Below are 12,757 nucleotides of genomic sequence, written 5' to 3'. Positions count from 1 at the left end.
GCCTGCCAGCAAGAAGCCACCGAACGCGGTGGCTTTTTTTATGTCAGACCGGCAGCCAGTCCGTGCCGTGGCGGGGGTCGGCCACGATGATCTGCTCCGGCTGCCATTCGAGCGCGGCCGCGAGGCCGGCGCGTGCCAGCTCGGGCAGGTTGTTGCGCTCGCTCAGGTGCGCCGCCACCACGCAGCCCAGGCCGGGATGGCGCAGCGTCCGCGCCAGCTCGGCCGCCGCATGGTTGGCCAGGTGGCCGAGCCGGCCGCTGACCCGGCGCTTGAGGAAGTCCGGATAACGCGACAAGGCCAGCAGCTCGGGATCGTGGTTGGATTCCAGCATCAGGGCATGGCAGCCCTGCAGCTGCGCCGTCACATGGCCGCTCACATGGCCCAGGTCGGTGGCCACGCCCAGGTGGCGGGCGCCGTCGGAGCAGCGCAGCTGCAGCGGCTCGCGCGCATCGTGCGGCACGGTGAAGGGGCGGAACTCGAAGCCGCCGAGGGCCACCGTCTGCAGGTCGTGCGCCAGGTTCAACAGGCCGTCGAAATCCGGCTCGCCGATGGCCTGGAAGGTGCCGCCGCTCATCCACACCGGAATGCGGTGGCGCAGCGCCACCTGCTGGGCGCAGCCGATATGGTCGGAATGCTCGTGGGTGATGAAGAGGGCGTCGATGTCGCCCCAGGCCAGCCCTGCCAGGGCCAGCCGTTTTTCCAGCACCCGGATGCCCAGGCCGCAGTCGATCAGCAGGCGGCTGGTCGACAGGCCGCTGCTGCCTTCGACCAAAGTGGCATTGCCTGAGCTGCCGCTGCCCAGGTTGCGAAACCGGAGCATGTCAGCGGCCGCCGCCGGGCCGCCCCAAGGCGGGCCGCGCCTTCCCCTTGGGGGATGGCGAAGCACACGAAGTGGCGAGCCGAGGGGCCATGTTTACTTCAGGTCGTCGGCCATGACCCGGACGATGCGCTCGGCATCCGCCGGCAGGGCCGGCGAGCCGCCTTCGCCCAGCACCGACACGGTGGTCGCCGTGCCTTCGGTCTTGACCGTGATGCGGTAGCGCACCGGTGCCTGGGCATCCGGGTTGCGGTTGAAGATCTTGCCCAGGAAGCTCTGGTCCTTGCGGTCCGGGTTGGGGGCCACGTAGCGCACGAAGTACACGCCCTGGCTGCGGTCGCGGTCCTCGACGGTGAAGCCGGTGCGGTCCAGCGTCAGGCCGACACGGCGCCAGGCGCGGTCGAAGCTTTCGTTGAGCAGCACCACCGGCGCGCCGCCGACATTGCCGATGGTGGCGACGGTGGGCACGGCCACGGCCGCGGCCATCGCCTGCTTGGACTGCACCTCGTTGGCGCCGCCGAGCTTGACCATCAGGCGGCGCAGCATCTCGGCTTCCAGCTCCGGATCGGTCGGGCGCGGCTGCCAGACGGTCTGGTCCTTCTGTGCCTTGTCGGAGTAGACCTCCTGCATGCCGCGGTGGCTGATGTAGATCTCGGTGGAGCCGTCGGCGCGGCGTTCCATGCGGGTGCGGAACTTGTCGCGTTCGCTGGTGGAGTAGATCGAGTCGATCAGCTTGCCCAGGGTCTGGCGGATGAAGTCCTGCGGCAGCTTGGCGCGGTTTTCGGCCCAGTCGGTTTCCATGATGCCGAGCTTGGCCTGGTCGATGGTCAGCAGAAAGCCGTTCTCGGTCCAGAAGTCGCGCGTGGGATCCCAGAGCTTGTCGGCCGGACGCTTGATGACCAGCCAGCGGGTGTTGCCGTCGCGTTCGATCCGGGTGTCGCCCAGGCTGGTGGGCGCGGTCTCGGCGGTGGGCGAGGCCACGGCCTGGGCCGCGTCGTAGCCGGCGGCCGAGGCGGTGGCGCCGGCGGGCACCACGTAGCGGGTGTCGCGGGTCAGCTGGGTCAGGTCGGGCGGCACCTCCAGCGTGGGCGATGCGCGCTTGGCGCTCTTGTAGTTGATCTTTTCGTTGTCGAAGACGGAGCAGGCCGACAGGGCGAAGACCAGGCCGAGGCAGGCCAGGCGTGCGGCCACGGCGGTCGCGGATGCAGAACGGGTCACGGAAAAATCCTTCTTTGGATCGGAAAGCAATCGGCGCAGGAGCACCGCTTACAGCAGGCCGCAGGCTTGGAGTGCCTGCTCGACCACAGGTTCATTGCCCGAGGACAGCGGCGTCATCGGCAGGCGCATGGTGGCGCCGCACAGGCCCAGGCGCTGCATCGCCCACTTGACCGGGATCGGGTTGGCCTCGACGAAGAGCTGCTTGTGCAGCGGCATCAGCTTGAACTGGATCTCCATCGCGCGGCGGGCATCGCCGGCCACGGCGGCCATGCACAGCTCGTGCATCAGGCGCGGCGCCACGTTGGCGGTCACGCTGATGTTGCCCTGGCCGCCGCACAGCATCAGGGCCACGGCGGTCGGGTCGTCGCCGGAATACACGGCGAAGGACTTGGGCAGGTCGCGGATCAGCCACTGGGCGCGTTCGATGTTGCCGGTGGCTTCCTTGATGCCGATGATGCCGGGCACCTGGGCCAGACGCAGCACCGTGTCGTGCTGCATATCGGCCACCGAGCGGCCGGGCACGTTGTAGAGCACGGTGGGCAGGTCGCCGACGGCTTCGGCGATCGCCTTGAAGTGCTGGTACTGGCCTTCCTGCGTCGGCTTGTTGTAGTAGGGCACGACCTGCAGCTGGCTGTCGGCGCCCACGCCCTTGGCGAACTTCGCCAGCTCAATCGCCTCGCGGGTGGAGTTGGCGCCGCAGCCGGCCATGATGGGCACACGCCCGGCGGACTGTTCCACCGACACGCGGATGATCTCGCAGTGTTCCTCGACATCGACCGTGGGCGATTCGCCGGTGGTGCCGACCACGCCGATGCAGTCCGTGCCCTCGGCGATATGCCAGTCGATCAGTTTGCGCAGGGCGGGATAGTCGACGCTGCCGTCTTCGTGCATGGGCGTGACGAGCGCCACGATGCTGCCGGTGAGGGTGCCTGGAGATGAGCTCATGTGCGCGGGTTGGCCTTCTGGGGAGGACGGAGAGCGAAACGGCGGATTTTAGCCATGTGGGTGTAAAGGCCCCGTGTTTTTCGGGACGAAGTCTGATATGGCCAGCGCGGCGATGCGCTGCACCCGGCGCGGCGCAGGCAGCCAGCCGTCCTCGTAAGCGAGCACATGCAGGCCCTGGCAGGCGCCCAGCAGCTCGCCGGGCCGCAGCAGGAATTCGGGGCGGGACGGGCGGCCGACGGTTTCCTGGCCGAGGGCGAAGGTCTCGTAGAGCAGCAGGCCGCCGGGCGCCAGGCTCTCGACGATGCGCGGCAGCAGCGGCCGGTGCAGGTAGTTGGTGACGACGACGGCGTCGAAGCGCCGGCCCGGCAGCGGCCAGGGCGCGTTCTCCAGGTCGGCCAGCAGGCCTTCGCCGCAGGCCTGGGCGGCCTGCACGGCCTCGGGCGAACGGTCCACGCCCAGCGTCTGCACCCCGCGCCCGGCGAACCAGCGCAGGTGCCGGCCGGCGCCGCAGGCCAGGTCGAGCAGGCGGGCGCCGGGCGGCACCAGGGGGGACCAGCGCAGGATCCATTCGGAGGGCGCGTCGGGGCCGGAATGCACGGCGGATATCGGTAGCTGAATCACGCCGCATTCTCGCCCGACCCTGTAAGTCCGAGTGGATCACTGGATACCTGTACAGCCAATTCCCGGGCCTGACTACAATCCGCGCCTTTGCCGCCCCTGTCGACCCCCACCCCCATGGCCACTGCACCCAGCGAATATTCCGAAGGCTCCATCCGCGTCCTCAAGGGCCTGGAGCCGGTCCAGCAGCGCCCGGGCATGTACACCCGCACCGACAACCCCCTGCACATCGTGCAGGAGGTGATCGACAACGCGGCCGACGAAGCCCTGGCCGGTTACGGCAAGAAGATCAAGCTGATCCAGCATGCCGACGGCTCCGTCAGCGTGGAGGACGACGGCCGCGGCATTCCCTTCGGCATGCATCCGGAGGAGGGCGCGCCGGTGATCGAACTGGTCTTCACCCGCCTGCATGCCGGCGGCAAGTTCGACAAGGGCAAGGGCGGCGCCTACAGCTTCTCGGGCGGCCTGCACGGCGTGGGGGTGTCGGTGACCAATGCCCTGGCCACCCGGCTGGAAGTGACTTCCTGGCGCGAAGGCAAGGTGGCGCACCTGGTGTTCAGCGCCGGTGCCGTCGTCGAGGCCCTGGCCACCCGTCAGGCGGGCGCGGGCGACCGCAAGCAGGGCACGACGGTCCGCGTCTGGCCCGACGCCAAGTATTTCGAATCCGCCGCCCTGCCGCAGAACGAGCTGGTGCACCTGCTGCGCAGCAAGGCCGTGCTGATGCCGGGCGTGACCGTGACCCTGGTGCAGGAAAAGACCAGCGGCGCCGCCGAAACCCAGACCTGGCAGTACAAGGGCGGCCTGCGCGACTACATCGCCCAGAACCTGCAGCACGACCCGGTGATCCCGATCTTCGACGGCTCGGGCTTCGCCGACCGCCAGAACGAGAGCTTCGCCGAGGGCGAGGGCGCCACCTGGGCGGTGGCTTTCACCGAGGAAGGAGCGCCGGTGCGCGAGAGCTACGTCAACCTGATTCCCACCAGCGCCGGCGGCACCCACGACAGCGGCCTGCGCGACGGCCTGTTCACCGCGGTCAAGGGCTTCATCGAACTGCATGCGCTGCTGCCCAAGGGCGTCAAGCTGATGCCGGAAGACGTCTTCGCCCGCGCCAGCTACGTGCTCTCGGCCAAGGTGCTGGACCCCCAGTTCCAGGGCCAGATCAAGGAGCGCCTGAACTCGCGCGACGCGGTGCGCCTGGTGTCCTCCTTCGTGCGGCCGGCGCTGGAGCTGTGGCTGCACCAGCATGTGGAGTACGGCAAGAAGCTGGCGGAACTCGCCATCCGCGCCGCGCAAAGCCGCCAGAAGGCCGGCCAGAAGGTGGAGAAGCGGCGCGGCTCCGGCGTGGCCGTGTTGCCCGGCAAACTCACCGATTGCGAGAACCGCGACATCGCCCACAACGAGGTCTTCCTGGTCGAGGGCGACTCCGCCGGCGGCAGCGCCAAGATGGGCCGCGACAAGGAATGCCAGGCGGTGCTGCCGCTGCGCGGCAAGGTGCTCAACACCTGGGAGGTGGAGCGCGATCGGCTGTTCGCCAACACCGAGATCCACGACATCTCGGTGGCCATCGGCGTCGACCCCCACGGCCCCAACGACTCGCCCGACTTGAGCGGCCTGCGCTACGGCAAGATCTGCATCCTCAGCGATGCCGATGTGGACGGCTCGCACATCCAGGTGCTGCTGCTGACCCTGTTCTTCCGCCACTTCCCCAAGCTGATCGAGACCGGCCATGTGTTCGTGGCCCGCCCGCCGCTCTACCGGGTGGACGCACCGGCGCGCGGCAAGAAGCCCGCCGCCAAGGTCTATGCGCTGGACGAGGGCGAACTCACCGCCATCCTCGACAAGCTGCGCAAGGACGGCGTGCGCGAGACCGCCTGGAGCATCAGCCGCTTCAAGGGCCTGGGCGAAATGAGCGCCACGCAGCTCTGGGAGACCACCCTCAACCCCGACACCCGGCGCCTGATGCCGGTGCAGCTGGGCCAACTCGACAACGGGCAGACCGAGCAGCGCATCACCAAGCTGATGGGCAAGGGCGAGGCCGCCGCGCGCCGCGAGCTGATGGAGCTGCGCGGCGACGCCATCGAGGTCGATATCTGAAGCTGCCCATGGCCCGCCTGCGTCCGCTCTGTCTCCTGGTCCTGTGGCTGGGCCTGGCCCTGCCGCTGGCGGGCCGGGCGCAGTCCGACGTCTGGGGCTGGGTGGACGACCAGGGCACGGCGCATTTCGCCACCGAGCGCATCGACCCGCACTACCAGCTCTTCTTCCGGGCCGGCGAGAGCTACGACTCGCGTTTCCTGCCGGCCCGGCCCGATGCGGCGCCCGCCCCGCATGCCGCGCGCGCCTCGGCCCAGAGCCTGCAGACCCTGATCGCCATCTCGCCCGGCATGAAGGCCGTGGCGCGGCAGATGCGTGAAACCGCCCGCGCGGCGGGTGTCGATTTCGAACTGCTGCAGGCGGTGATCGCGGCCGAATCCGGCTTCGATGCGGCAGCAGTCTCGCCGCGCGGCGCCGTCGGCCTGATGCAGCTGATGCCGGCCACCGCCCAGCAATACGGCGTGGTGCTCGATGCCCGCAAGCCGCTCAACCCGCAGCTGGCCGACACGGCGGTCAACCTGCGCGCCGGCAGCCGCCACCTGCGCTATCTCATCGATCGGTTCCCCGACCGGCTCGACCTGGCCGTGGCCGCCTACAACGCCGGCGAAGGCGCGGTGCAGCGCGCCGGCCGCGCCATTCCGCCCTATCCCGAGACACGCGACTACGTGCAGACGGTGATGCAGCTCTACCGCTCGCTCAAGCCCGGCGGCAATCCGCGCGCGGCGCCGATCCGCGTGCGGATGGAAATTCCCGCGCAGCCCGACACGGTGGCCGAATCCGCCGTGCAGGACCTGCCCCCCAACACTCCTGGCATCCGATGACCGATCAGACCCCCCTGGACCTGGCCCCCGTGCCGTCCGACGATCCGAACCCCGACCTGGCCACCTACGCCGAGCGGGCTTACCTCGAATACGCGCTCTCGGTCGTCAAGGGCCGCGCATTGCCCGATGTGTGCGACGGCCAGAAGCCGGTGCAGCGCCGCATCCTGTATGCGATGGAGCGCATGGGCCTGAGTTTCTCCGGCGCCAACGCGGCCAACGGCGCCAAGCCGGTGAAAAGCGCCCGGGTGGTCGGCGACGTGCTCGGCCGCTTCCATCCCCACGGCGACCAGGCCGCCTACGACGCGCTGGTGCGCATGGCGCAGGATTTCTCCCAGCGCTATCCGCTGATCGACGGCCAGGGCAACTTCGGCAGCCGCGACGGCGACGGCGCCGCCGCCATGCGCTACACCGAGGCGCGCCTGTCGCGCATCACCCAGCTGCTGCTCGAAGAGATCGACCAGGGCACGGTCGATTTCATTCCCAATTACGACGGCTCCACCGAGGAGCCGCGCCAGCTGCCGGCGCGCCTGCCTTTCGTGCTGCTCAACGGCGCATCGGGCATCGCCGTCGGCCTGGCCACCGAGATCCCCAGCCACAACCTGCGTGAGGTGGCCGATGCCTGCGTGGCGCTGATCAAGCAGCCGCAGCTGGCCGACGAGGAGCTGTTCGCGCTGATCCCGGGCCCGGACTATCCGGGCGGCGGCCAGATCATCAGCCCCGCCGCCGACATCGCCGACGCCTACCGCGGCGGCCGCGGCAGCCTGAAGGTGCGCGCTCGCTGGAAGATCGAGGAACTGGCGCGCGGCCAGTGGCAGCTGGTGGTCAACGAGTTGCCGCCGGGCGTCAGCTCGCAGAAGGTGCTCGAAGAGATCGAGGAGCTGAGCAACCCCAAGGTCAAGGCCGGCAAGAAGGCGCTCACGCAGGACCAGCAGATGGCCAAGGCCACGCTGCTCGGCGTGCTGGATGCGGTGCGCGACGAGTCCAGCAAGGACGCCGCCGTGCGCCTGGTCTTCGAGCCCAAGACCGGCCGCACGCCGCAGGCCGAGCTGATCGGCATCCTGCTGTCGCAGACCTCGCTGGAGACCTCCTCGCCGATCAACATGACCATGGTGGGCATCGACGGCCGGCCGGTGCAGAAGTCGCTGCGCCAGATGCTGATGGAGTGGATCGCCTTCCGCCAGCAGACGGTGGAGCGCCGCTCGCGGCATCGTCTGCAGAAGGTGCTGGACCGCATCCACATCCTCGAAGGGCGGCAGATCGTGCTGCTCAACATCGACGAGGTGATCGCCATCATCCGCGCGGCCGATGACCCCAAGGCCGCGCTGATCGAGCGCTTCAAGCTGTCGGACCGGCAGGCCGAGGACATCCTGGAAATCCGCCTGCGCCAATTGGCCCGGCTGGAGGCGATCAAGATCGAGCAGGAGCTTTCCGCCCTGCGCGACGAGCAGGCCAAGCTGGAAGAAATCCTGGGCAGCCCGGCCGCCCTGCGGCGCCTGATGGTGCGCGAGATCGAGGCCGACGCCAAGCAGTTCGCCGACCCGCGCCGCACGCTGATCCAGGCCGAGAAACGCGCCGTGGCCGAGGTGCGGGTGATCGACGAGCCGGTGACGGTGGTGGTCTCGCAGAAGGGCTGGGTGCGGGCGCGCACCGGCCATGGGCACGATCCGGCCGGTTTCGCCTTCAAGGCGGGCGACGGGCTCTACGGCACCTTCGCCTGCCGCACGGTGGATGTGCTGCTGGTCTTCGGCAGCAACGGGCGCATCTACAGCGTGCCGGTGGCCGCGCTGCCCAATGCACGCGGCGACGGGCAGCCGATCGGCACGCTGGTGGAGCTGGAGTCGGGCACGCAGCCCCTGCATTACTTCGCTGGCCCGGCAGGCGCGGCGCTGCTGCTGGCCGGTTCTGGCGGCTACGGCTTCATCGCCTATGTGGAGGGCATGGTCTCGCGCAACCGTTCGGGCAAGACCTTCGTCTCGCTGGGCGAGGGCGAGACGCTGTGCAAGCCCAGCCTGGCCATGCTGCCGCCGGGCGCGCAGCCGGCGGGCTCGGAGCCAGTGCCGCCGGCCACACACGTGGCCTGCGCATCGGCCGGCGGCCGCATCCTGACCTTCGAGATTTCCGAACTGAAGCTGATGGAGAAGGGCGGCCGGGGTCTGATGCTGATCGACCTGGAACCCAAGGACACCCTGGCCGGCGCCGCGGCCTATACCCGCAGCGTGCGTATCTCCGGCCTGGGCCGGGGCGGCAAGGAGCGGGAAGAGACGCTGGAGATCCGCTCGCTCAACAACGCCAGGGCCGCACGCGGGCGCAAGGGCAAGGCGGCGGACCTGGGCTTCAAGCCGGCGCTGGTCGAACGCCTGGTCTGAGGCGCTGCGGCGCTGCGGCCGGCAGGCCCGCGGATGTGGAGAGGGATCAGCCGAGTGCTTCTTGGAGCGCGGATTCCTCGTCCTCCAGCGCCTGCTCCACCGCCGCTTGCTGGGCCCGCTTCGACTCCATCTCGTCGAGCTCCTGCGGGAAGCTGCCGCCCAGCACCCGGTAGATGTCCTCGTCGTCCATCTGCTCGCCGAAACGCTCCGGGTCGAGTGAGCTGCGCGGCACGCCGTTCTGTTCGGCCAGCTGCAGGATGGTGTCGCCCAGCTCGGGCGGGATGATGCCCGCGGCCATCAGGGCATTGATCTTTTCGCCGATCTCCTCGTCCTTGCCGGTGTCGAGGAGCTTCTGGATCTTCTTGCGAACATCCCCGGGAACGCCGGCCTGCTCCAGCAGGCTGCCGAGGTCTTTCTTGAAGTTGTGCTCAGAGCTGTTGACGGCGCGTTCGACGGCGTGGAAGACGCCCTGGAAGCAGCCGATCAAGGGCCCGACGATGGGAAGGAATGCCATGTGCAGATCCGGTGGAAGACAGTAGGAGCGCCACTGTCGTCCCGTCCGCACCCCCCGTCCGGCCGGACACACGAAGCCATGTCCGGCCGAACGAAGAACTTCGTCAATGTTCGCCGTGCTGCCGGCGCTCGCCGCCGGCCTGCTGCTGGCGCGCGTCGATCCAGGCTTCCAGCGCCTCGACCCGCATCGGCCGGGCGAAGTGGTAGCCCTGCAGTTCGTCGCAGCCCAGCAGCTTCAGCTGGTGCGCGATGGCGAAGTTCTCCACGCCCTCGGCCACCACGCCCAGGCCCAGGTTGTGGCCCAGCGCCATGATGGCGCGCACGATGGCCAGGTCGGTGGTGTCGCCCAGCAGGTCCTGCACGAACGACTTGTCGATCTTGAGTTTGTCGATCGGGAAACGCTTGAGATAGGCCAGGCTCGAATAGCCGGTGCCGAAGTCGTCGATGGAGAAACGCACGCCCAGCTGGCGCAGGGCGCTCAGGCCCTGGCCGGCGGCGCCGGCGTTTTCCATCAGCTGGGTCTCGGTGATCTCCAGCTCCAGCAGCTGCGGATCGATGCCGCTGTGCATGGTGAAGTCGCGCAGGAAATCCAGCAGCGCCGGATCCGCCAGCTGGCTGGCCGAGATGTTGACCGACAGCGAGATCAGCGGCCGGCGCTGCGCCTTCCAGCGCTGCAGCAGCCCGCAGGCCTGCTGCATGGCCCAGAGGCCGAGCGGGCGGATCAGGCCGTTTTCCTCGGCGATGGGGATGAAGGTGTTGGGCGGTATGGAGCCCAGCTCCGGATGGGTCCAGCGCATCAGGGCCTCGGCGCCGACCACGTCCAGGGTGCGGGCGTCGATGCGCGGCTGGTAGTGCATCTCCAGCTCGTCGCGCTCCAGGGCGTGGCGCAGGGCCTGCTCCAGCGTGCGGCGTTCGCGGGCCAGCTTGTCGAGTTCGGACGAGAAGAAGCGGTACTGGTCGCGCCCGGAGGACTTGGCCTCGTACATGGCGGCGTCGGCGCGGCGCATCAGCTCGTCGATGTCCTGGCCGTCCTCGGGGAAGACGGCCACGCCGATGCTGCAGGACACACGCAGCTCGTGGCCTTCGCCGTCGTGCGGCGCGCGGATCAGCGGTATCAGGCGCTCCTCGATGATGTCGCGGATCTCGCTGGCATCGGCCACGCCGCGCAGGATCACCACGAACTCGTCGCCGCCCAGGCGGCTGACGGTGTCCTCGTTGCGCACCGCCTGGGTCAGCCGGCCGGCGACCGAGCGCAGCAGCGCGTCACCCACATGGTGGCCCAGGGTGTCGTTGACCGACTTGAAACGGTCCAGGTCGATGAAGAGCACGGCGACGCGTTCCTCGGCGGCCTGCGCATGCACCAGCGCGTCGGCCAGCCGGGCCACGCAGAGCGAGCGGTTGGGCAGCTCGGTCAGCACGTCGTGGTCGGCCAGGAACTGCACCCGCTCCTCGGTTCGCTTGCGTTCGGTGATGTCGACCGAGATGCCGATGTAGTGCGACACCGCCCCATGCCCGCTGGCCGGCCGCACCGCCGACACCACCAGCCAGGCCGGATAGCTGGCCGAGCCGCGCCGGCGGAACTGCACCTCGCCCTGCCAGGCGCCGCGCTCGCTGGCGGCATTGCCGATGCGCATCTGCAGCGGCGTGGCGCCGGTTTCCTCCAGCAGGCTGGCGAAGTCGCGGCCGACCACCTCGTAGGCTTCCAGGGCGGTGCTGCGGCAGAAGGCGTTGTTGACGCTGAGCACCCGCAGCTGCTCGTCCATGATGGCGATGCCTTCGGAGGAGGCCTCGAACACCTTCGACCACAGCTCCAGCCGCTGCTCCATCTGCTTCATCACGTTGACCGGCGTGAAGGCGGTGAGGATGGCGTCACGGCCCTGGAACAGCAGGCGCCGCGCGGACAGCACCGCCCAGGCCGATTCGCCGCCGGCATCCCAGCGCACCTCGAACTCGTCGACCGCGCCGCGGTCGGCCAGCTGCTGGAAGAAGCGCGCCCGCACGCCGGGCTCCAGCTTGCGGCCCCAGGGGTCGGTGGTGATGCCGTCCAGCCAGGGCGCGGCCGGCGCATTGGCATGCAGCACCTCGTGGCGCGGGATGGAGGTGACCACCATGGCGATGGGCACCGATTCCACGATCTCCAGCTGCGCCCGCGCCGCGCGTTCGCGCGAGGCCAGCTCCTGCTGGTTCTCGCGCTCGCGGCCGAGCTGGGCCAGCATGCCGTTGAAGGCGGTGACCAGGGTGCCGATCTCGTCGCGGCTGACCCATTCGGCGCGCAGCGCGTAGTTGCCGCTGCGCCGCACGCTGTCGGCCACGCGGGCCAGGTGGCGCAGCGGCCGGGCGATCTGCTGGGCCACCGCATAGACCAGGCTCAGGATGCAGCCCAGCAGCAGCAGGGCGGTGCCCAGGTGCATGAACATGCGCATGAACAGGCTCTCGACGCGGGTGGCCAGCAGCACGTCGAGTTCGCTGGCGCAGCGGATCCAGCTGCGGTCGAGTTCGTAGAGCACGGTGGAGCGCGCCGCCTGCAGCTGGGCGATGTCGCGCGGGCCGGCGTCGGGGCCGGCCAGGCGCTGCACGATGGTGAGGAAATCGGCCAGCGCGTCGGCCAGGCTCTGGCGGCCGGGATCGAGCGCGGCGCGCAGCGCAGGCGAGCCGGCGGCGAAGACCTGCAGGTAGTCCGAGCGTATGCCCATGGCCGAGGCATCGATGCGGCCGGCCAGGATCAGCAGTTCGGAGCGCCGCTCGCCGAAGGCCTGGGCCCGCACGCCGGCCGCGTTGCCGGCGCCGTCGAAGGTGCGCATGGTGTCGTCGATCACCTCCAGCAGCTCCGGGAAACGCAGCACCACCAGCGACATGGCGTAGTAGCTGTCCAGGTCGGGGTCGAGGATCAGGTTGGACTGGTTGCCCACCGTGGTCAGCAGCTCGCGCGCCGAACGCAGCATGTTGCGGGTGAGCTGGCTGTCGGCCACCTCGGTCGAGCCCGCTTGCCGGTTGGCGGCGGCGCGGCGCCAGGCGCGCTCGAACAGGGCGCTGGCCTCGGCCGAATGCAGCGGCGCGTCGTAGCGGGCGCGCAGGTCGTTGAAGCGGCGCAGCGCGTTCTCGCCCGGGTCGACCTGCTCCTTGTAGGGCAGGAAGGGCATCAGCAGCAGCTCGCGCACGGAGGCGCTGTACATGCTGCCGATCTCCTCCTTGCGGGTGAAGTCGATCGAGATGTACTTCTCGTTGATGAGGATGCCGGAGACGAAGATCACCGCGCTCAGGTCGAGCAGGTAGATCAGGGTCAGCTTGCGGCCGACCGACAGCCGGCTGAGCCAGCGCGTCAGCCGGTTGCTGATCGAGAGGGAGGCGCCGTGTTTGCCGCGGACACC

General features: G+C 69.4%; 9 protein-coding genes. 3 read left to right on the top strand and 6 right to left on the bottom strand.

Annotation, left to right across the window (positions count from 1 at the left end; translation table 11 throughout):
- Positions 1-43 precede the first annotated feature (43 nt).
- From GT347_RS04440 to GT347_RS04425, 4 genes are all read right to left on the bottom strand, one after another.
- Complete coding sequence (locus GT347_RS04440; protein ID WP_160550810.1) at positions 44-820, bottom strand: MBL fold metallo-hydrolase; 777 nt, start codon at positions 818-820, stop codon at positions 44-46.
- A gap of 93 nt (positions 821-913) precedes the next feature.
- A complete protein-coding gene (gene bamC, locus GT347_RS04435) occupies positions 914-2,035 on the bottom strand; it encodes an outer membrane protein assembly factor BamC (RefSeq protein ID WP_229722683.1) in 1,122 nt (373 codons plus the stop codon).
- A gap of 48 nt (positions 2,036-2,083) precedes the next feature.
- Complete coding sequence (gene dapA, locus GT347_RS04430; protein WP_160550809.1) at positions 2,084-2,980, bottom strand: 4-hydroxy-tetrahydrodipicolinate synthase; 897 nt, start codon at positions 2,978-2,980, stop codon at positions 2,084-2,086.
- A gap of 48 nt (positions 2,981-3,028) precedes the next feature.
- Positions 3,029-3,577 carry a class I SAM-dependent methyltransferase gene (locus GT347_RS04425; protein ID WP_160550808.1) on the bottom strand — a complete coding sequence of 183 codons (549 nt, stop codon included), beginning with the start codon at positions 3,575-3,577 and terminating at the stop codon, positions 3,029-3,031.
- Between the two features lie 138 nt (positions 3,578-3,715).
- Here GT347_RS04425 and GT347_RS04420 point away from each other — a divergent pair, with 138 nt between their 5' ends.
- Genes GT347_RS04420 through parC form a run of 3 tightly spaced genes read left to right on the top strand, consistent with a single transcriptional unit; the run spans position 3,716 to position 8,876 of the window.
- Positions 3,716-5,692, top strand: a complete 1,977-nt coding sequence (locus GT347_RS04420; RefSeq protein WP_160550807.1) for a DNA topoisomerase IV subunit B — start codon at positions 3,716-3,718, stop codon at positions 5,690-5,692.
- A gap of 8 nt (positions 5,693-5,700) precedes the next feature.
- Positions 5,701-6,510 carry a lytic transglycosylase domain-containing protein gene (locus GT347_RS04415; RefSeq protein WP_160550806.1) on the top strand — a complete coding sequence of 270 codons (810 nt, stop codon included), beginning with the start codon at positions 5,701-5,703 and terminating at the stop codon, positions 6,508-6,510.
- Positions 6,507-8,876, top strand: a complete 2,370-nt coding sequence (gene parC / locus GT347_RS04410) for a DNA topoisomerase IV subunit A (protein ID WP_160550805.1) — start codon at positions 6,507-6,509, stop codon at positions 8,874-8,876. The genes GT347_RS04415 and parC overlap by 4 nt, the downstream gene beginning before the upstream one ends.
- A gap of 46 nt (positions 8,877-8,922) precedes the next feature.
- On the opposite strand, the gene GT347_RS04405 is transcribed toward parC, so the two are convergent.
- Both GT347_RS04405 and GT347_RS04400 read right to left on the bottom strand, forming a co-directional pair.
- The gene (locus GT347_RS04405; RefSeq protein WP_160550804.1) at positions 8,923-9,390 is read right to left on the bottom strand and encodes a hypothetical protein; all 468 of its coding nucleotides are present in this window, start codon (positions 9,388-9,390) and stop codon (positions 8,923-8,925) included.
- A 103-nt stretch (positions 9,391-9,493) separates the two neighbouring features.
- Positions 9,494-12,724: a bifunctional diguanylate cyclase/phosphodiesterase gene (locus GT347_RS04400; RefSeq protein ID WP_160555217.1), complete on the bottom strand. Its 3,231-nt coding sequence runs from the start codon at positions 12,722-12,724 to the stop codon at positions 9,494-9,496.
- Positions 12,725-12,757 lie beyond the last annotated feature (33 nt).

The sequence above is a fragment of the Xylophilus rhododendri genome, assembly GCF_009906855.1.
Lineage (GTDB): Bacteria > Pseudomonadota > Gammaproteobacteria > Burkholderiales > Burkholderiaceae_C > Xylophilus > Xylophilus rhododendri.
Note: the sequence above shows the minus strand (reverse complement) of the source record. Positions and strands in the feature narration are given on the sequence as shown.

Bases quoted from the DNA above. Each gene is read 5' to 3' on its own strand.
- GT347_RS04440 (WP_160550810.1), bottom strand. From the start codon at position 820: ATGCTCCGGTTTCGCAACCTGGGCAGCGGCAGCTCAGGCAATGCCACT.
- dapA (WP_160550809.1), bottom strand. From the start codon at position 2,980: ATGAGCTCATCTCCAGGCACCCTCACCGGCAGCATCGTGGCGCTCGTC.
- GT347_RS04420 (WP_160550807.1), top strand. From the start codon at position 3,716: ATGGCCACTGCACCCAGCGAATATTCCGAAGGCTCCATCCGCGTCCTC.
- GT347_RS04415 (WP_160550806.1), top strand. From the start codon at position 5,701: ATGGCCCGCCTGCGTCCGCTCTGTCTCCTGGTCCTGTGGCTGGGCCTG.
- parC (WP_160550805.1), top strand. From the start codon at position 6,507: ATGACCGATCAGACCCCCCTGGACCTGGCCCCCGTGCCGTCCGACGAT.
- GT347_RS04405 (WP_160550804.1), bottom strand. From the start codon at position 9,390: ATGGCATTCCTTCCCATCGTCGGGCCCTTGATCGGCTGCTTCCAGGGC.